Genomic DNA, 18961 nt, shown 5'->3' with positions numbered 1-18961 from the left:
CACGCCCTGGATCAGCGAGGAGGCGCAGTTGCCGACACCGGCGACGGCCACGCGAATGGGATGGTGGGACACGGGACTCCTTCGTCTGGCGGCCGACCGCGACCGGCCGTGTGCCGGGGCGGCGTGCCTCCTGGGGTTGGGGGACGGGGGTGTGATGGTGTGCGGACCGGGCGGGGAGCCGGACCGGGCCGGCCGCGGCCTGTCAGTGACCGCGGGCGATCCACTCCGGCAGGCGGGGGGTCTCGGCGCCGATCGGGGTGGACTCCCCGTGCCCCGTAAGCACCTCCGTGCTCTCCGGCAGGGTCAGCAGCCGGGTGCGGATGGACTCGATGATGCTGCCGAAGTCCGACCAGGACCGTCCGGTGGCGCCGGGTCCGCCGCTCGATGCGCTGTGGGGCCATGCGGGCGCGGGGTGTCCTCCGCCCGGCACCGGCGTCTGCCCGGAGACGCAGCCCTCGCTCATCGCGACGCCTCCCGGAGTCCGGAGGGAGGTGAGGGCGTCGTGCCGGTGCGCCAGGCCCGGATCCCGTTCCCGGACGGCGCACGGTGGACTCGGTGCATCGGGTCTTCCTCTCCGTGTCGGGCGGCCCGCCGTCCCGGGTGGCCGGTGGACGACCGCCGGGCCCGGGCCCCGCCCGCCACTGCATGCAGGCGTTTCTCATTTGGTGCAACAGGTATCGCGATGCGCAACGCCTGGTGTGGGGAAAGTCTCCGGGGGATCATCTTCCCTGTCAAGGGCGCGGCGGAAGGTGCGGGGGACGGGAGCGCGCCCGTTCCCGGCAGGGGCCTCTCCTCGGCGGGTGCCCATGGTCCACCGTCACCGGTGACCGCCGGCCGGTTCGTGGCCGGTCTCCTCGAGCTCCATGCGTTCGAGGATCGTGGCCGAGATCTCCTCGACGGACATGGAGGCGGAGTTGACGTGGGGGATGCCGTTCAGCGCGTACATCTCCTCGGCGTTGCGCAGTTCCCAGGAGCACTGGGCGAGAGAGGAGTAGACGGTCGACGGCCGCCGCTCCTGACGGACCTGGCTGAGCCTGAGGGGTTGCGAGGTGAGTCCGAAGCACTTCCCGAGGTGGGGTGTCACGGGGGTCGGCAGGGCCCGCCGCTCGAAGTCCTCGTCCACCAGCGGGAAGTTGGCGACGCGGATGCCGTGCTGCAGGGCCAGGTACATGGTGGTGGGGGTCTTGCCGCAGCGTGACGGGGCGATGAGGATCAGGTCGGCCCGCTCCAGCGCCCGGACGGACTGCCCGTCGTCGTGCTCCATGGCGTACTCGACCGCCGCCATCCGGGTCTGGTAGCGGATGGCGTCCCCGAGGCCGTGGGCCCGCCCGGGCTGCAGGTTCGCCGTGGCGTGCAGCGCGGTCTCGAGCTGGGGGAGGTGGGTGCCGAAGAGGTCCACGAAGAAGCCCTGGCTGTCGGCGAGGATGCCGCGGATGTCCGGGTCGACGACGGTGGAGAACACGACCGGCATCCGTCCGGTGGCGGCCACGGCGTCGATCCGGGCCGCCACCTGCCGTGCCCGCTCCACGGTGACGATGAACGGCACGGTGTGGCGTTCGAAGTGCTGGTCGGGGAACTGGGTGATCAAGGTGGTGCCCAGCGTCTCGGCGGTGATCCCCGTGCCGTCCGACAGGAAGAACGCCACCGGGCAGGTGTCGGTCACTGGTGCAGGTGCCTCTCTTCTCGGTGCCCGCGGTGCCCGTGCCCGCGCGTCCGGCGCCGGTACGGGCACCGCTCACGCGGTGGGCCGGGCCGGGGTGCGGGCCAGGGACAGCCAGGTGTCCACCACGGCGTCCGGGTTCAGGGAGACGGAGTCGATGCCCTGTTCCAGCAGCCACTGGGCGAGGTCGGGGTGGTCGCTGGGACCCTGGCCGCAGATCCCCACGTACTTCCCCCGGGCCCGGCAGGCGGAGATCGCCATGGCGAGCAGCTTCTTCACGGCCGGGTTGCGCTCGTCGAAGGAGGAGGCGACCAGCGCCGAGTCCCGGTCCAGGCCCAGGGTGAGCTGGGTGAGGTCGTTGGAGCCGATGGAGAACCCGTCGAAGTGGTCCAGGAACTCCTCGGCCAGCAGTGCGTTGGCGGGCAGCTCGCACATCATCACGATCTGCAGGCCGTTCTCCCCGCGGGCCAGACCGTTGGCGGCCAGCAGCTCGACGACGCCCTGGGCCTCGGTGAGGGTGCGCACGAACGGGACCATGAGCTTGATGTTGGTCAATCCCATGGTGGTGCGTGCGTGCCGCACCGCCGCACACTCCAGCTCGAAGGCCGCCCGGAAGGCCGGGGACAGGTACCGGGAGGCGCCGCGGAACCCGATCATGGGGTTCTCCTCGGCCGGCTCGAACTGGGGGCCGCCGAGCAGGTTGGCGTACTCGTTGGACTTGAAGTCCGAGAGCCGGATGATCACCGGTTCGGGGGCGAAGGCGGCGGCGATCGTGGCGATGCCCTCGGCCAGGCGCTTGACGTAGTAGTCACGCGGCCCGTCGTAAGCGGCGATCCGCTCCCGGATCTGCCCGGCGACCTCGGCGGGCAGCTCCGGGGAACCGTTCTCCAGCTCGAGCAGGGCCAGGGGGTGGATGCCGATCTGGCGGTTGATGATGAACTCCAGCCGGGCCAGCCCCACGCCGTGGTGGGGCAGCTGGGCGAAGCTGAACGCCTGCTCCGGGGTGCCCACGTTCAGCATCACCTTCAGCGGTGCTTCCGGCATGGATCCCAGGGCCGTCTCCTCCACGGTGTAGTCCAGCAGGCCTTCGTAGACCAGGCCTGCCTCGCCCTCGGCGCAGGAGACCGTCACCGGAGTGCCCTCGGCCAGGACCTCGGTGGCGTTGCCGGCGCCGACGACCGCCGGGATGCCCAGCTCGCGGGCGATGATGGCCGCGTGGCAGGTGCGCCCGCCGCGGTCGGTGACGATCGCGGCGGCCTTCTTCATGATCGGCTCCCAGTCCGGATCGGTCATCGACGCCACCAGGACGTCGCCGGCCTGGAAGGAGGCCATCTGCCCGATCGAGGACAGCACCCGCACCTGCCCGGCGCCGATGCGCTGGCCGATGGCCCGGCCCTCGGCCAGGACCTTCCCGTCCTCGTGGAGCCGGTAGCGCGTGATGCCGCCGGCCGCCCGGCGGGAGACGACCGTCTCGGGGCGGGCCTGCAGGATGTAGAGCTGTCCGTCGGTCCCGTCCCTGCCCCACTCGATGTCCATGGGCCGGCCGTAGTGGTCCTCGATCGCCACCGCGTACCGGGCGAGCTGCTCGACCTCGGCATCGGTGAGGCTGAACCGGGCGCGCAGCTCCGCCGGGACCGGAACGAAGGCCACGGTCTCCCCGAGCTCCTGGGACTGCGTGTAGGTCATCTGCAGGGCCTTCTCCCCGAGCCCGCGCTTGAGCACCGCCGGCCGGTCCGCGGCCAGGGCCGGCTTGTAGACGTAGAACTCGTCCGGGTTCACCGCCCCCTGCACCACGGCCTCCCCCAGTCCGTAGGAGGAGGTGATGAACACCGCGTCGGTGAACCCGGACTCGGTGTCCATGGTGAACATCACCCCCGAGGCCCCCACGTCCGAGCGCACCATCTTCTGCACCCCCGCCGAGAGCGCCACCTCGGCGTGGGTGAAGCCGTGGTGGACCCGGTAGGCGATCGCCCGGTCGTTGTACAGGGAGGCGAAGACGTCCTTGACCGCGGCCAGCACGTTCTCCACCCCTCGCACGTTGAGGAACGTCTCCTGCTGCCCGGCGAAGGAGGCGTCCGGCAGGTCCTCCGCGGTCGCGCTCGAGCGCACCGCCCAGGACACCTCCACACCCTCCGGCTGGGCCCCGGCCAGCTCCTCGTACGCCTCCCGGATCGCGGCCTCCAGCGCCGCCGGCAACGGCGTCTGCCGGATCAGGGAACGGATCCGGGCGCCCGCGGACGCCAGGGCACCCACGTCAGCGGTGTCGAGGCCCTCCAGGGCTTCCTCGATCTGCGCATCCAGCCCGCCGACCCGCAAGAACTCCCGGAAGGCGGTCGCGGTCGTGGCGAAACCGCCCGGCACCCTGACACCGGCCGCACCCAGGTTGCGGATCAGCTCCCCCAGGGAGGCGTTCTTGCCCCCCACCTCCTCCAGGTCGGACAGGTCGATCTCGGTGAACGGAAGAACATGGGTCATCAGAATCGTGCTCCTAGGGGTGCGTTCGAGCGAGCGTCGGTCATGTCGTCGGGGAAGGCCGTGCCGGATCCTGGGCGGGTCGCACGTCGGGGACCCCGCCCGGTCCGGCCGTGCCGGTGCGGACCGGCGTGCCCGCCGGCGCAGTCGGCACGTCGATGCGGACGGAGTCCACGACGGCGTCGATGCCCGCCCGGACGGCCCGAACGCACCGCGGCCGCCGCGGCCGAACGGGGCACCGCATGCCGCGTGCCGCACACGGTTCTTCCGTCCGGCTCGTGATGCAGCCCACATCTCTGTCGCCAATAGATATATCACTCATATACACGCTGCGGAAGGATGTGACGGCACGTCTCGGGAGTGGCTGCCCGGGCCACCGTTTCGGGCGTGGAGGAGTGGAAGGCAGTTCGTTGCATTCATTGCAACGGGTATGCGTTCCAGTCCAGGCGCCTGCGAGTCCGAATCCGGCCCCGCTCGGAAAGTTACGCGAAGGGCCTTGACCGTGGCGCAGGTCACTTCCTACAGTGAAGCAACTCGGTTGTGATAAATGCAACAAATGGCGATCGAGAACACCACGACCCAACCACTGTCAGGCGCAGCAGCACCTTCCGCTTCCACTGCCGAGGCCGGCGACGCCGAGCCCGCGGTGCAGCGCCTCCCCTGACCCACCCGGACTGTCTGACCGGGAGCCGCTCCACGAAAGGACGACCATGACCACCTCGCCCATCACCGCCCCCGCCGCCTCCGTCGCCGAGCTCGAGCGCCTGAAGACCCTGCACAACGGGCAGAAGGAGCAGCTGACCTTCTCCGACGCCGAGTTCGAGCGCCGGCTGGTCGGCCTGCGGCGGATCATGGCGGAGCAGCAGCTCGACGCCGTCATCCTCACCAGCTACCACGGCATCAAGTACTACTCGGACTTCCTCTACACCACGTTCGGGCGCAACTACGCCCTCGTCGTCACCGCCGACGACTCCGTCACGGTCACCGCCAACATCGACGCCGGCATGCCGTGGCGCACCAGCTACGGCGACAACATCGTCTACACCGACTGGCGGCGCGACAACTTCTACTACGGCCTCCAGGAGGCCCTGCGCCGGCGCGGTGTGGCCGCCCGGCGGATCGGCGTCGAGGACGACGCCCTGCCGCTGCTGACCCGCCGGCGCATCCAGGCGGCGTTCGAGGGCGCGGAGCTCACCGACGTCTCCCAGGACGCCATGCGTCAGCGCATGCTCAAGTCGCCCGAGGAGATCGAGGTCATCAAGCACGGCGCCCGCATCGGCGACCTCGGCGGCGAGGCCATCCGTGCCGCGATCCGCGAGGGCATCACCGAGTACGAGGTCGCGCTGGCCGGCACCGAGGCGATGGTCCACGAGATCGCCCGCACGTTCCCGCACCGCGAGGTCCGCGACACGTGGGTGTGGTTCCAGTCCGGGATCAACACCGACGGCGCCCACAACTGGGCCACCACCCGCAAGCTCCGGCGCGGGGACATCCTGTCCCTGAACTGCTTCCCGATGACGTCGGGCTACTACACCGCCCTGGAGCGCACCCTGTTCCTCGGTGAGCCGGACGCGCGCTCGCGCGAGCTGTGGGAGATCAACGTCCAGGTCCACGAGCGCGGCCTCGAGCTGATCAAGCCGGGTGCGGTGTGCAAGGACATCGCCGCGGAGCTCAACGAGATCTTCATCTCCCACGGCCTGCTCGCCAACCGCACCTTCGGCTACGGCCACTCCTTCGGCGTGCTCAGCCACTACTACGGCCGCGAGGCCGGCCTGGAGCTGCGCGAGGACATCGACACCGTGCTGGAGCCGGGCATGGTCGTGTCCATGGAGCCGATGATCACGGTCCCGGAGGGCGAGCCGGGCGCCGGGGGCTACCGCGAGCACGACATCCTCGTCGTCGGCGAGGACGGGGCCGAGAACATCACCAAGTTCCCGTACGGCCCCGAGCACAACATCGTGTCCGCCTAGGCGCGGAACGACGACGGCGGCGGCGCCCCGGTGCGCCGCCGCCGTCCTCCCCGGCAGCTCCTCTGCCGCAGCCGCACCCCGCGGCACCGCCACATCCACTGCACGGAAGGACCACGGTGGTCACCACCCGTTCGCTCGAAGACCTCGACGCCCACAGCTACCAGGAGTACGTGGCCACCGGTCAGGGGCTGGTGCTCATCCCCACCGGGGCCACGGAGCAGCACGGTCCGCACATGCCGCTGGGCGTGGACGCCATGCTCTCCCGCGCCATCTGCGCCGCCGCGGCGGAGGACCTCGACGCCCTGGTGGCGCCGGCCTTCAGCTACGGCTACAAGTCCCAGCCCCGCTCCGGGGGCGGCAACCACCGCGCCGGCACCACCAGTCTCTCGGCCCAGGCCCTCATCGCACAGACGAAGGACGTGGTGCTGGAGTTCTTCCGCCACGGCGTCCGCCGGATCGCGGTGGTCAACGGCCACTTCGAGAACTACCAGTTCCTCTACGAAGGACTCGACCTCGCGGTGCGCGAGGCCCGGGCCGGCGGCCTCGACGAGAGCCGGGCCCTGCTGCTCTCGTACTGGGACTTCGTCGACGAGCAGACCCTGGCGGCCGTCTTCCCCGACGGCTTCCTCGGCTGGGACATCGAGCACGGAGGCGTCCTCGAGACCTCGCTGATGCTCCACCTGCACCCCGGGAAGGTCGACATGTCCCGGGCCCCCGACCATCCCCCCGCTGACCTGGCCCCCTACGACGTTTTCCCCGAGGACCCCGCTCGCACCCCGAGCTCCGGATGCCTCTCCTCTCCAGCAGGCGCGACCGCCCAGCGCGGCGAGCTGCTGCTCTCCACCGTCCGCACCGGCATCGTCCGGGCGGTCACCAGCGAGTTCGGGAAGTGAGAAACACATGAAGAAGTCACACGCCTCCGCGGCGGCCGCCACCGAGGCCGTGACCGTGCCGCGGTTCCGGGGGCGGCACCTGCCGGCCCTGGACCGGCTCGTCATCACGGTCCTCCCGCCCCTGCTCATCATCGCCGTGCTGGTGGTGGTGACGATGGACCCGGGCGGCGCCGCCGAGGCCATCTCCACGGCGCGCACCTTCGTGACCGGGAACTTCACGTGGCTGTTCATCCTGTACTCGCTCGTGGCGGTCGCCGTCTGCGTGTGGCTGGTCGTCAGCCGCGTCGGCTCGATCCGCCTCGGCGGCCCGGACGCCCGCCCGGAGCACGGCAAGTTCGCCTGGTACTCGATGCTCTTCGCCTGCGGACAGGGCATCGGCCTCATCTTCTGGTCGGTCGCCGAGCCCATCCTGCTCCGGGACGAGAACCCCGTCGTGCCCGCGGGGCAGGACGGCGCGGCCGAGGGCGCCATGGTGTGGTCCTACTTCCACTGGGGCCTGACGGCCTGGGCCATGTACTGCGTGGTGGCCGTCTGCCTCGCCTACTCCCACCACAACCTCGGCAAGACCCTCACCTTCCGCGAGGCCACGGTCGACATCCTGCCGAAGTGGTCGCAGCGCGGGGCCGGCGTGGTCGTGGAGCTGCTGGCCATCATCGCCACCGTCCTGGGCCTGGCCACGTCCTTCGGCTTCGCCGCCATGCAGTTCAGCTCGGGGCTCGCGTCCTTCACGGGGCTCTCGCCGAGCTCGGGCGTCTGGCTGCTGGTGATCCTGGGCCTGGGCGGGCTCACCGCCGTCTCCGCGTTCTTCGGCATCAACAAGGGCATGAAGCGGATCAGCGAGCTCAACTCGGTGCTGAGCATCGTGCTGCTCGTGGCCGTATTCGTCTTCGGCCCCACGATCTTCCTCATCTCCAACATCACGCAGACCTTCGGCTCCTTCTTCTCCAACTTCCTGCCGATGAGCTTCTGGACCGACGCGGGGACCGCGGGCCAGGACATCGCCAGCTGGCAGGACAGCTGGAACGGCTGGTGGACCGTGTTCATCTGGTGCTGGGTCATCGCCTTCAGCCCGTTCGTCGCCGGCTTCATCGCCCGCATCTCCCGGGGGCGCACCATCCGTGAGTTCGTCATCGGTGTCACGGTGGTCCCCTCCCTGATCGTGATGGCGTGGATCGGCGTGATCGGCTCGGCGGCGCTGCACTACGACGACCGCAGCGACCGCGGCATCTCCGCGGCGGTCGCGGCGGACACGTCCAGCGGGCTGTTCGTCATGCTGGAGTCCGTGCCCGTCGTCGGCTCGCTGCTGCTCGTGGTCGCCACCGTGCTCGTCGCCACCTACTACGTCACCTCCCTGGACTCCGGCGCCCACGCCCTGGCCGAGTTCGTCTCCGCGCCGCGGAGGGCCGGGCCCTTCTTCCGCGTGGTGCTCGTGGCCAGCATCGCCGCCGTGGCGGTCACGCTGCTCACGCTCGGCGGCACCGCGGTGGTGGACACGGTGCAGACCGGCACCATCATCGGGGCCTTCCCGTTCTCCTTCGTCATCCTGTTGATGATCGCGAACCTGGTCCGGCGGCTGCTCACCCGCACCCCGGAGACCGAGCGCCTGGAGCGCGAGGTCAACGACCCCTCGCCGGACGCGCCCGGCGGCGGGGACGCCACGGTGGTGGAGCGGGCGGTCCCGCAGCCCCCGGCCCGGCCGGCCGCGGTGCCCGCCGGACGGGAGCCGGTCCCGGACGCGCTCGCGCGGCCGTGATCCCCGCCCACGGGACGGTGGCCCTGACCGCGGCCGCGGCGTGCCCACCGTCCCGCGGTGCGAGCGCCGGCGCACGGCCTCCGGGCGGCGGGGCCGCGACACACGGCCCCGCCGCCGGGACGGCCGTGCACGGCGGACCCGCTCCCGTGCAGGAGAATGGAGAGTCCTATGACTGAATCACCGGCCAGCGCCTCCTCGAGCGAAGCCCGCGCGGCGTCCGTCGTCTCCCACGCCCTGCGGGTGCTGCGGTGCTTCTCCGCGGCCGAGCCCACGCTCGGGGTGACCGAGATCGCGGCGCGCGTGGGCCTGCACAAGAGCACCGTCTCCCGGCTCCTGACCACCCTGGAGCGGGAGGACGTGGTGGAGCGGGACCCGCAGACGCGGCGCTACCGCCTGGGGCTCGGCCTGATCTCCGTGGCCGGCCCGCTGCTTGCGGAACTGGACGAGCGGCGGGTGGCGTACCCCGTGCTGCTCGAGCTGACCGAGCAGACCCAGGAGACCAGCGCGCTGCTGGTCTGGAACGGCGACCAGGCCGTGTGCGTGGAGCAGATCCCCAGCCCGCGGCAGATCAAGCACACCACCCCGCTGGGCACCCGGTACGACACGGCCCTGAGCGCCTCGGTGCAGATCTTCCTCGCCGAGCAGCCGCCGGAGCGGGTCCGGGCGCTGCTGCTGTCCGGGATCGTCGAGCTGCCCGATCCCACCGAGGCGGGCATCGAGCTCTACCTGGAGTCCCTGCGGCAGGTCGCCGAGGACGGGGTGGCCCTCAACTACGGCAAGACCTCCGTGGAGGAGGTCGGGGTCGCCGCCGCCGTCCGTGACCACCGGGACCAGCTGGTGGCGGCCGTCATGGTCGCCGCGCCCCGCTACCGGGTCACGCCGGAACAGGCCGAGCTGCTCGCGGCCGCCGCCGTGGCGGCGGCCCGGGAGGTGTCCCAGCGGCTCGGCGCGGCACCGGCGGCCCGCCGGACCGGGCGGGCGTCCCTGGAGGTGCGCTGACCGGGGCGATCCTCACGCCTCGCCGGCCACGGCCCGCCCGATGGTCTCCCGCAGGATCTCGCTGGTGCCCCCGAAGATCGTCAGCAGCCGGGCCGCGAGATAGGCCTGCGCCACCGGGTAGTCGAGGATGTACCCGTAGCCGCCGTGCAGCTGGAGGCACCGGTCGGTGACGGACCGCGCCCGCTCGCCGGCCCAGTACTTGGCCTTGGAGGCCCCCACCACATCGAGGGTCCCCGCGTTGAACGCGTGCACCGCCCGCTGCACGTAGGCCTCGACGACCTCCACCTCGACCGTCAGCTCCGCGAGCTCGAACCGGGTGTGCTGGAAGTCCAGCACCCGGGAGCCGAAGGCCGTGCGCTCGCCGGTGTACCGGAGGGTGTCCGCCAGGGTCGAGCGGGCGACGGCGCTCGCGGCCACGGCGACCGCCAGCCGCCCCTGCGGCAGCACCTGCTGGATCTGCCGCAGCCCGCCGCCCTCGGCGCCGACGAGGTTCGCCGCCGGGACCCGGACGTCCTCGAAGAACAGCTCGGCGGTGTCCGAGGCCCTGACCCCCATCTTGTCGAGCTGCTTGCCCGTCTCGTAGCCGGGGGAGTCCGCCTTGTGCACCAGGAACAGGCTGAGGGCATCCTCCCCGGCGCGCCCGGTCCCCCCGTCCGTGCGCGCCAGGACGAGGGCGGCGTCCCCGCTGATCCCGTTGCCGATGAACGTCTTCTGACCGGTGAGCACCCACTCCTCGCCGTCGCGCACGGCCCGGGTGCGCACCCCGCGCAGGTCGGAGCCCGCGCCCGGCTCGGTCCAGGCCACGGAGGTGACGAGCTCCCCCGTGAGCATGCGCGGCAGCCACCGCCGCTTCTGCTCGTCGGTGCCGTGGGCGAGCAGGTGGGGCAGCACCCAGTCGTCGTGCAGGTGCAGGGCCAGGGCCACGCCGAGGGCGCCCTGGCGGACCAGCTCCTCGTCGAGCACGGCGCGGAACCGGTAGTCCGTCAAGCCCATGCCGCCGAACTCCTCGGGCACGGCGAGGCCGAGCAGGCCGGCCCCGCCGGCGGCCGTCCACAGGCTGCGGGGCATCATGTGCTGGGCGTCCCACATGGCGTAGTGCGGGGCCACCTCGCGGGTCGTGAACTCGCGGGCCACCTCGCGGAACTCCTCGTGCTCCTCCTCGTAGAACGCCGGGGTCTCGGTCACGGGGTGCCTCCTGTGCTGGTGGGGGTCGGGGCGAACGCGGTGCGCAGCGCGGCCCAAGTCATCTCCTCGAGGGCGGCCCGGGCCGCGTCGAGCCGCCCCGCGTCCTGCGGGGCGCGCAGCCGGTGGGCCGTCCGCAGGGAGTGGGGGGTCGAGTTGATGAGCCCGAAGGCGGCCTGGGCGCGCAAGGTGAGCTCCGCGACGTCGCGCGCCGGGGCCAGCTCCTGCAGGGCGTCCACCCACAGCGTCACGTAGCCGCGCTGCAGGACGCGGACCGCGCGGCGGTCCTCCTCGGTCAGGTTCGGCAGCTCCCGGTCCTGCACCACGATCACTGCGGGACGGTGCAGCGCGAACTCCACCTGGAAGGAGATCAGCGCCCGCAGCCGCCGGGCCGGATCGGGGGAGCGGGCCACCACCTCGCGGCCCCGGTCGAGCAGGTCGTGGCTGACCTCGAGCAGGATCGCGCCCAGGACCGCCTGCTTGCTCGGGAAGTGCCGGTAGACCGCGGGCCCGCTGACCCCCGCGGCGGCGCCGATGTCGTCGATCGAGACGCCGGCGAAGCCGCGCTCGGCGAAGAGCGTGGCGGAGGCGGCCAGGAGGTCCTGGCGCCGCCGAGCCTTGGCCTGCCCGCGCACGGTGGTGGACGGGCCGGGGCCGCGCTGGGTCTGGGTCACGGATCCTGCTCTCGGGGTCGGATTCCTGGACATTCTAGTGAGCCACCACTAACCTGAACCCCAAGTTAGTCGCGATTAACCGAAATGGCATCCCGGACGGCCGGCCCGGAGCGGAGGGAACCCATGCGCGTGCTGAGCACCCAGGTCGATCCGGGCGGCGCGGAGTTCGCCGCCAACGCCGCCGCACAGCAGGGACTCGCCGAGGAGCTGAACCTGCGCCTGGAGCGGGCGGCGCAGGGCGGGCCCGAGGCCTCCCGGCGGCGGCACGTGGCGCGCGGCAAGCTGCCGCCGCGCGAGCGGGTGGATCACCTGCTGGACGAGGGCAGCCCCTTCCTGGAGCTCGGCGCCCTGGCCGCGGAGGGGATGTACGACGACGAGTGCCCGGGGGCCGGCCTGATCGCCGGGATCGGCCTGGTCCACGGCCGGCAGGTGATGGTCGTGTGCAACGACGCCACGGTCAAGGGCGGCACCTACTACCCGATGACGGTCAAGAAGCACCTGCGCGCCCAGGAGATCGCCCTGGAGAACCGGCTGCCCTGCGTCTACCTCGTCGACTCGGGCGGGGCGTACCTGCCGCTGCAGGACGAGGTCTTCCCGGACCGGGAGCACTTCGGGCGGATCTTCTTCAACCAGGCCCACCTCTCGGCGGCGGGCATCGCGCAGATCGCGGCCGTGCTCGGCTCCTGCACCGCGGGCGGGGCCTACGTCCCGGCGATGAGCGACGAGACCGTGATCGTGCGCGGGCAGGGCACGATCTTCCTGGGCGGGCCGCCGCTGGTGAAGGCCGCCACCGGCGAGGAGGTCACCGCGGAGGAGCTCGGCGGCGGGGAGCTGCACGCCCGGACGTCCGGGGTGGTCGACCACCTCGCCGAGAACGACGCCCACGCCCTGCAGATCGTCCGGGACATCGTGGCGACCCTGCCGCCGCCGGGCCCGCGGGCCTGGCCGGTGGGGGAGCCCGCGCCCCCGGCCGTGGCCGAGGACGAGCTCCCCGGGGCGGTGCCGGTCGACCCCAACTCCGGCTACGACGTGCACGAGGTCATCGCCCGGCTCGTGGACGGCAGCCGCTTCGCCGAGTTCAAGGCCGAGTACGGCACCACGCTGGTCACCGGCTTCGCCCACGTCCACGGACACCCCGTGGGCATCGTGGCCAACAACGGGGTGCTCTTCGCGGAGTCGGCGCTGAAGGGCGCCCACTTCGTCGAGCTGTGCGACCAGCGCGGGATCCCCCTGCTGTTCCTGCAGAACATCACCGGCTTCATGGTAGGCCGCGACTACGAGGCCGGAGGCATCGCCAAGCACGGCGCCAAGATGGTCACGGCCGTGGCCACCACCCGGGTGCCCAAGCTCACCGTGGTGATCGGCGGCTCCTTCGGGGCCGGCAACTACTCCATGTGCGGGCGGGCCTACTCCCCGCGCTTCCTGTTCCTCTGGCCCCAGGCGCGGATCTCGGTGATGGGCGGGGCCCAGGCCGCCTCGGTGCTGGCCACAGTGAAGGCCGACCAGGTGGCCGCCCGCGGGCAGGAGTGGGACCCGGCCGAGCGCGAGGCGTTCATGGCGCCCGTCCGGGCCCGGTACGAGGCCCAGGGCAGCCCCTGGTACTCCACCGCCCGGCTCTGGGACGACGGCGTGATCGCCCCCACCGACACCCGGGAGGTGCTCGGGCTGGCCCTCGAGGTCTGCTCCCGGACCCCGCTGCCCGAGCCGGCCTTCGGCCTCTTCAGGATGTGATCCCCGTGACCGCCGGCACGCCGCCGCGCCGCTTCGACGTCGTCCTCGTGGCCAACCGCGGGGAGATCGCCCGCCGGGTCCTGCGCACGCTCCGGGCGCTGGGGATCCGCTCGGTCGCGGTCTACAGCGAGGCCGACCGGGACGCGGTGCACGTGCGGGAGGCCGACACGGCCGTGTGCGTGGGCCCGGCGGCCCCGGCCGCGAGCTATCTGCGCATCGACGCCGTGATCGGGGCGGCGCGGGCCACCGGCGCGCAGGCGATCCACCCCGGCTACGGGTTCCTGTCCGAGAACGCCGCCTTCGCCCGGGCGTGCGCCGACGCGGGGATCGTGTTCATCGGCCCCGGCGTGGAGGCCCTCGAGACGATGGGCGACAAGATCCGCGCCAAGCGGCACGTGTCCGCCGCCGGGGTGCCCACGGTCCCCGGGGTCTCCGAGCCCGGTCTCGACGACGACGCCCTGGCGGCCGCGGCCGCCGGGATGACGTACCCGATCCTGATCAAGCCCTCGGCCGGGGGCGGCGGCAAGGGCATGCACGTGGTGGCGGCCCCGGACGAGCTGCCGGAGGCCCTGGCCACGGCCCGCCGGGTGGCCGCGGCCGCCTTCGGGGACGACACCCTGCTCCTCGAGCAGCTCGTCGAGTCCCCGCGGCACATCGAGGTGCAGGTCCTCGCCGACGCCCACGGGGCCGTGGTCCACCTGGGGGAGCGGGAGTGCTCCCTGCAGCGGCGGCACCAGAAGGTCATCGAGGAGGCGCCCTCGCCGCTGCTGGACCCCGCCACCCGGGAGCGGATCGGGGAGGCCGCCTGCCGGGTGGCCCGCTCCGTGGACTACACCGGTGCGGGCACCGTGGAGTTCCTGGTGCCCGCCGCGCAGCCCGGGACCTTCTACTTCATGGAGATGAACACCCGCCTGCAGGTGGAGCACCCCGTCACCGAGCTGGTCACCGGCACGGACCTCGTGGCGCAGCAGATCCGCGTCGCCGCGGGGGAGCCGCTGGACCTGGTGCAGCAGGACGTGGTGCTCACCGGCCACGCGGTCGAGGCCCGGCTCTACGCCGAGGACCCGGCCCGCGGCTTCCTGCCCACCGCCGGCACCGTGCTGGCCCTGGAGGAGGCCTTCGGCCCGGGGATCCGCGTGGACTCCGCGCTGGCGCCGGGGCTGACCGTGGGCTCGGACTACGACCCGCTGCTCGCCAAGGTCGTCGCCTGGGGCGCCGACCGGGCCCAGGCCCTCGACCGGCTCGACCTGGCCCTGGCGGACACCGTGGTGCTCGGGGTGGGCACCAACACCGAGTACCTGCGCGCCCTGCTGGCCGATCCCGGGGTGCGCGCCGGGGTCATGGACACGACCCTCATCGAGCGGCGCCTGCCGGAGCTGGAGTTCACGGCACCCGACGAGAGCCACTTCGCCGCCGCGGCCGCCCACCTCGCGCGGCACCGGCCCGCTGACCCGCGCCCCGCCGGGGACACGGGCCCCTGGTCCCGCCCGGACGGCTGGCGGGCCGCCGGCCGCGCCCGGCCCGCGGTGGTGCTGGCCCACGGGCTCGAGGAGCCCCGGCGGACCGCCGTGGACCCCGCCGTGCGCCTGACGCCGATGCCTGGCCGCCCGGCCGCGCACCTGCTCGAGAGCGGCGGGGCCGCGCGGGTGGTCCACGTGGCCGCGGGCACGGACAGCGTTTGGGTGGGCGAGGACGGCTGCGCCTACGAGCTCCGGGTGCTGACCCGCGAGGCCCGGCTCGAGCGGTCGCTGGCCGCCCTCGAGCGCACGGCCGGGCCCGCCGCCCCGGAGCTGCACTCGCCCATGCCCGGCACCGTGGTCGCCGTCCCGGCCGCCACCGGGGACCGGGTCGCCGAGGGGCAGACCGTGGTGGTGGTCGAGGCCATGAAGATGGAGCACCGCCTGACCGCCCCCACCGCCGGCACCGCCGAGCTCTCCGTGCGGGCCGGTGACCGCGTGGCGCTGCACCAGCTGCTCGCCCGAGTGGTCCCCGACGTCGTCCCCGAGGGCGTGACCGCACCGGTCCCCGGGGACGCCCGCGACGACGTGCCGGACGGCGCTCTCGACGGGACGCCCGGCGGCGCCCCGGAGGCCCCCGGCACCCGCCCGCAGACCGACCCCCGTCCGACCGACCAGGAGCGCACCCCATGAACTTCGAGCTCGACGAGGAGTACCAGGACCTCTCCGACACCGTCCGCGACTTCGCCGACGAGGTGATCGCCCCGGTCTCCGCGCGGTACGACGCCGCGCACGAGTTCCCCTACGACATCGTGGCGCAGATGGGGGAGATGGGCCTGTTCGGCCTGCCCTTCCCCGAGGAGTACGGGGGGATGGGCGGGGACTACTTCGCCCTGTGCCTGGCGCTGGAGCAGATCGCCCGCGTCGACCAGTCCGTGGCCATCACCCTCGAGGCCGGGGTGTCGCTGGGCGCCATGCCCATCCACCGCTTCGGCACCGAGCAGCAGAAGCAGCGGTGGCTCCCCGACCTCGCCGCGGGCAAGGCGCTCGCCGGGTTCGGGCTCACCGAGCCGGAGGCCGGCTCGGACGCCGGCGGGACCCGCACCACCGCGAAGCGGGAGGACGGGCAGTGGGTGATCGACGGCGCCAAGGAGTTCATCACCAACTCCGGCACGGCGATCACCCGCCTGGTGAACGTCACCGCGGTCACCGGCACCACGGAGCTGCCGGACGGGCGGGTGCGCAAGGAGATCTCCACGATCATCGTCCCCACGGACACCCCCGGCTTCCGCGCCGAGAAGGCCTACGACAAGGTCGGCTGGAACGCCTCGGACACCCACCCGCTGTCCCTCCAGGACGTCCGCGTCCCCGAGGAGAACCTGCTGGGGGAGGAGGGCCGCGGCTACGCCAACTTCCTGTCCATCCTCGACGAGGGCCGCATCGCCATCGCGGCCCTGGCCACGGGCGCGGCCCAGGGCTGCGTCGAGGAGTCCGTGCGCTACGCGCGGGAGCGGCAGTCCTTCGGACGGCCCATCGGGGACAACCAGGCCGTCTCCTTCAAGATCGCCCGGATGCAGGCCCGCGCCCACACCGCCCGGCTGGCCTACTACGACGCCGCGTCCCGGATGCTCGCCGGGCGGCCGTTCAAGACGCAGGCCGCGATCGCCAAGCTCGTGGCCGGGGAGGCCGCGATGGACAACGCCCGGGACGCCACCCAGGTCTTCGGCGGCTACGGGTTCATCAACGATTTCCGGGTGGCCCGCCACTACCGGGACGCCAAGATCCTCGAGGTCGGCGAGGGCACCACCGAGGTGCAGCTCATGCTCATCGCCCGCGAGCTCGGACTCTGAGGGGGCCGTCGTGACCGAGGAGCGCCGGGTGGTCCGCCAGCGCGGGCTGTGGTTCGAGGAGTTCGAGGTCGGCACCGTCTACGAGCACGCCCCGGGCCGGACCGTGACCGAGGCGGACAACGTGCTGTTCACGACCCTCACCATGAACACCCAGTCCCTGCACCTGGACGCCGCGTGGTCCGGGCGCCAGCCCTTCGGCCGGCGGCTCGTGAACTCCATGTTCACCCTCTCGACCATCGTGGGGGCGTCCGTGGCCCAGCTGACCCAGGGCACCATCGTGGCGAACCTGGGCTTCGAGGAGGTCGCCTTCCCGCACCCGCTCTTCCACGGGGACACCCTGTACTCGTCCTCCGAGGTACTCGGCGCCCGCCCCTCGGCCTCCCGGCCCGGGCAGGGCATCGTCCGCGTGAAGCACGTGGGCCGCAACCAGGAGGGGGTCGTGGTGGCCGAGTGCACCCGCTCGGTGCTCGTGTGGTCCCGCGACGCCGCCCCGCAGTGACAGCACACCGTGAAGCCCCACCGCGACACCCCGCCGCGACCCCCGGCCAAGGAGCCCCGATGACCGACCCGTTCACCCTCGGACCCGCCCTGCTGTTCTGCCCGGCCGACCGCCCCGATCGCTACGCCAAGGCGGCCGAGCGCGCCGACGCCGTGATCCTGGACCTCGAAGACGCCGTGGCGCCCTCCGCCAAGCCCGCCGCCCGGGACGCCCTCGTGGCCACGCCCCTGGACCCCGCCCGCACGGTTGTGCGGATCAACGCCGAGGACACCGAGGACTTCGCCCACGACCTCGTCGCCCTGCGGCACACCGGGTACACCACCGTGATGCTGCCCAAGACCGCCTCCGCGGAGCGGCTCGCCGTCGCCGCCGAGCTGGGCCTGCACCGCGTCGTCGCGCTGTGCGAGACCGCGGAGGGCGTGGTCAACGCGGCCGAGATCGCCCGGTCCCCCAACGTGGTCGCGCTGATGTGGGGCGCCGAGGACCTCGTGGCCTCGCTCGGCGGCAGCTCGTCCCGGCGCCGGGACGGCGCCTACCGGGACGTGGCCCGCCACGCCCGCTCCGCCGTCCTGCTCGCGGCCGGCGCCGCCGGCCGGCCCGCGATCGACGCGGTGCACGTCGACCTCGCCGACCACGACGGGCTGCGCGAGGAGGCCCTCGACGCGGTGGCCTCCGGCTTCGCGGCCACCGCCTGCCTCCACCCCGGGCAGGTCGGGACCGTCCGCGCCGCCTACCGGCCCGGCCCCGAGGAGGTCGCCGCGGCCCGGGAGCTGCTCGCCGCCGCCCGCCGCACCCCCGGCGTCTTCGCGTTCCGCGGTCGGATGGTCGACGAACCCCTGATCCGCCACGCCGAGCGCCTCGTGCGCCGCGCGGACGCCTGAGACCCCGTCCGTCCGCGCGGACGCCTGAGACCCCGCCCGTCCGCACGGACCGCCCGTTCCCGCCCCGTCCCGCCCATCCCCGTCCCGTCCGGAGGAGACCATGAGCCAGCCCCTGACGATCGTCGTCCCCGTCAAGCACGTTCCCGACGCGGCGGGGGACCGCGTGCTCGCCGGGAGCCCGCCCCTGCTCGAGCGCGCGTCCGGGATCCTCTCCGAGCTCGACGAGTACGCCCTCGAGGCCGCCGCGCAGATCGTCGAGACGCACGGGGGCGCGGCGGCCGGGCACCGCGTGCTCGCCCTCACCCTGGGACCCGCGGGCGCGACGGACGCGCTCAAGCGCGCCCTGCAGCTGGGCGCCGACGCCGGGTTCCACGTGTTCGACGACGCCCTGGTCGGCTCCGACGCCTGGGTCACCGCGCGGGTGCTCGCCGCGGCGGTGCAGCGGATCGCCGCGGCGGAGGACCGGGCCGTGGACCTCGTGCTCACCGGCATGGCCTCCACCGACGGCGAGACGTCCCTGGTCCCCGGTCAGCTCGCCGAGCGGCTCGGTCTCGCCCACGTCGGCTTCGCGAGCTCCCTGGCGCTGGCCGAGGACGGCGCCTCGCTCACGGCCGTCCGGCACACCGAGACCGAGGCCCTCCGGGTCGCCGCGGAGCTGCCGGCGCTCGTGGCCGTGACGGACCAGGTCAACACCCCGCGCTACCCCAACTTCAAGGCGATCATGGCGGCCAAGAAGAAGCCCGTGCAGACGTGGTCCGTCGCCGACCTCGGCCTGGACGCCGGGGACGTGGGCCTCGCCGGCTCGCTCACCGAGGTGCTCGACGCCGTGCCGCGCCCGCCCCGGACCGCCGGGGAGGTCGTGGCCGACGACGGCGAGGGCGGCATCCGCCTCGCCGAGTTCCTCGTGGCCCGGAAGCTCGTCTGAGCACCCGGCCGACCC

At 73.0% G+C, this 18961-nt stretch carries 14 protein-coding genes and 1 pseudogene; 10 read left to right on the top strand and 5 right to left on the bottom strand.

Annotated features, from left to right (window positions below; translation table 11 throughout):
* Positions 1 to 202: 202 nt before the first annotated feature.
* The 3 genes and pseudogenes from RF644_RS17575 to ppsA form a co-directional block, all read right to left on the bottom strand.
* A pseudogene (locus tag RF644_RS17575) lies at positions 203 to 379 on the bottom strand (MBL fold metallo-hydrolase); the annotation flags it as partial.
* Between the two features lie 438 nt (positions 380 to 817).
* Positions 818 to 1663, bottom strand: coding sequence for a pyruvate, water dikinase regulatory protein (locus RF644_RS17570; RefSeq protein ID WP_368797470.1), 846 nt, complete (start codon positions 1661 to 1663; stop codon positions 818 to 820).
* 72 nt (positions 1664 to 1735) lie between these two features.
* Complete coding sequence (ppsA, locus tag RF644_RS17565) at positions 1736 to 4135, bottom strand: phosphoenolpyruvate synthase (RefSeq protein WP_368797469.1); 2400 nt, start codon at positions 4133 to 4135, stop codon at positions 1736 to 1738.
* Positions 4136 to 4842: 707 nt separating this feature from the next.
* On the opposite strand from ppsA, the gene RF644_RS17560 reads away from it, so the two are divergent.
* From RF644_RS17560 to RF644_RS17545, 4 genes are all read left to right on the top strand, one after another.
* Entirely contained in the window at positions 4843 to 6102 is a 1260-nt protein-coding gene (locus RF644_RS17560) for a M24 family metallopeptidase (protein WP_368797468.1), read from the top strand.
* A 116-nt stretch (positions 6103 to 6218) separates the two neighbouring features.
* On the top strand, positions 6219 to 6995 hold the full coding sequence (locus RF644_RS17555) for a creatininase (RefSeq protein ID WP_368797467.1): 777 nt from the start codon (positions 6219 to 6221) through the stop codon (positions 6993 to 6995).
* A gap of 7 nt (positions 6996 to 7002) precedes the next feature.
* Positions 7003 to 8748, top strand: a complete 1746-nt coding sequence (locus tag RF644_RS17550) for a BCCT family transporter (RefSeq protein WP_368797466.1) — start codon at positions 7003 to 7005, stop codon at positions 8746 to 8748.
* A gap of 168 nt (positions 8749 to 8916) precedes the next feature.
* A complete protein-coding gene (locus tag RF644_RS17545; RefSeq protein ID WP_368797465.1) occupies positions 8917 to 9747 on the top strand; it encodes an IclR family transcriptional regulator in 831 nt (276 codons plus the stop codon).
* A 12-nt stretch (positions 9748 to 9759) separates the two neighbouring features.
* Here RF644_RS17545 and RF644_RS17540 read toward each other — a convergent pair whose 3' ends face one another.
* Positions 9760 to 10932: an acyl-CoA dehydrogenase family protein gene (locus tag RF644_RS17540; protein ID WP_368797464.1), complete on the bottom strand. Its 1173-nt coding sequence runs from the start codon at positions 10930 to 10932 to the stop codon at positions 9760 to 9762.
* Positions 10929 to 11603 (bottom strand): TetR/AcrR family transcriptional regulator, encoded by a 675-nt coding sequence (locus tag RF644_RS17535; RefSeq protein WP_251355590.1) that lies wholly within the window; start codon positions 11601 to 11603, stop codon positions 10929 to 10931. Before RF644_RS17535 ends, RF644_RS17540 begins: the two co-directional genes overlap by 4 nt.
* A gap of 123 nt (positions 11604 to 11726) precedes the next feature.
* Here RF644_RS17535 and RF644_RS17530 point away from each other — a divergent pair, with 123 nt between their 5' ends.
* From RF644_RS17530 to RF644_RS17505, 6 genes are all read left to right on the top strand, one after another.
* Positions 11727 to 13334 carry a carboxyl transferase domain-containing protein gene (locus tag RF644_RS17530; protein WP_368797463.1) on the top strand — a complete coding sequence of 536 codons (1608 nt, stop codon included), beginning with the start codon at positions 11727 to 11729 and terminating at the stop codon, positions 13332 to 13334.
* The gene (locus tag RF644_RS17525; protein WP_368797462.1) at positions 13331 to 15484 is read left to right on the top strand and encodes a biotin carboxylase N-terminal domain-containing protein; all 2154 of its coding nucleotides are present in this window, start codon (positions 13331 to 13333) and stop codon (positions 15482 to 15484) included. The genes RF644_RS17530 and RF644_RS17525 overlap by 4 nt, the downstream gene beginning before the upstream one ends.
* The gene (locus RF644_RS17520; RefSeq protein ID WP_368797461.1) at positions 15481 to 16641 is read left to right on the top strand and encodes an acyl-CoA dehydrogenase family protein; all 1161 of its coding nucleotides are present in this window, start codon (positions 15481 to 15483) and stop codon (positions 16639 to 16641) included. Before RF644_RS17525 ends, RF644_RS17520 begins: the two co-directional genes overlap by 4 nt.
* Before the next feature lie 10 nt (positions 16642 to 16651).
* Positions 16652 to 17140: a MaoC family dehydratase gene (locus RF644_RS17515; protein ID WP_031282867.1), complete on the top strand. Its 489-nt coding sequence runs from the start codon at positions 16652 to 16654 to the stop codon at positions 17138 to 17140.
* A 59-nt stretch (positions 17141 to 17199) separates the two neighbouring features.
* Positions 17200 to 18021 carry a CoA ester lyase gene (locus tag RF644_RS17510; RefSeq protein ID WP_368797460.1) on the top strand — a complete coding sequence of 274 codons (822 nt, stop codon included), beginning with the start codon at positions 17200 to 17202 and terminating at the stop codon, positions 18019 to 18021.
* Positions 18022 to 18121: 100 nt separating this feature from the next.
* Positions 18122 to 18946, top strand: coding sequence for an electron transfer flavoprotein subunit beta (locus RF644_RS17505; RefSeq protein WP_368797459.1), 825 nt, complete (start codon positions 18122 to 18124; stop codon positions 18944 to 18946).
* The last annotated feature ends 15 nt before the right edge of the window (positions 18947 to 18961 follow it).

The organism is Kocuria sp. CPCC 205258 (assembly GCF_040981005.1).
Lineage (GTDB): Bacteria > Actinomycetota > Actinomycetes > Actinomycetales > Micrococcaceae > Kocuria > Kocuria rosea.
This window is presented reverse-complemented; position numbering and strand designations above follow the sequence as displayed.

Bases quoted from the DNA above. Each gene is read 5' to 3' on its own strand.
- RF644_RS17550 (WP_368797466.1), top strand. From the start codon at position 7,003: ATGAAGAAGTCACACGCCTCCGCGGCGGCCGCCACCGAGGCCGTGACC.
- RF644_RS17560 (WP_368797468.1), top strand. From the start codon at position 4,843: ATGACCACCTCGCCCATCACCGCCCCCGCCGCCTCCGTCGCCGAGCTC.
- RF644_RS17505 (WP_368797459.1), top strand. From the start codon at position 18,122: ATGAGCCAGCCCCTGACGATCGTCGTCCCCGTCAAGCACGTTCCCGAC.
- RF644_RS17530 (WP_368797463.1), top strand. From the start codon at position 11,727: ATGCGCGTGCTGAGCACCCAGGTCGATCCGGGCGGCGCGGAGTTCGCC.
- RF644_RS17545 (WP_368797465.1), top strand. From the start codon at position 8,917: ATGACTGAATCACCGGCCAGCGCCTCCTCGAGCGAAGCCCGCGCGGCG.
- RF644_RS17520 (WP_368797461.1), top strand. From the start codon at position 15,481: ATGAACTTCGAGCTCGACGAGGAGTACCAGGACCTCTCCGACACCGTC.
- RF644_RS17510 (WP_368797460.1), top strand. From the start codon at position 17,200: ATGACCGACCCGTTCACCCTCGGACCCGCCCTGCTGTTCTGCCCGGCC.
- ppsA (WP_368797469.1), bottom strand. From the start codon at position 4,135: ATGACCCATGTTCTTCCGTTCACCGAGATCGACCTGTCCGACCTGGAG.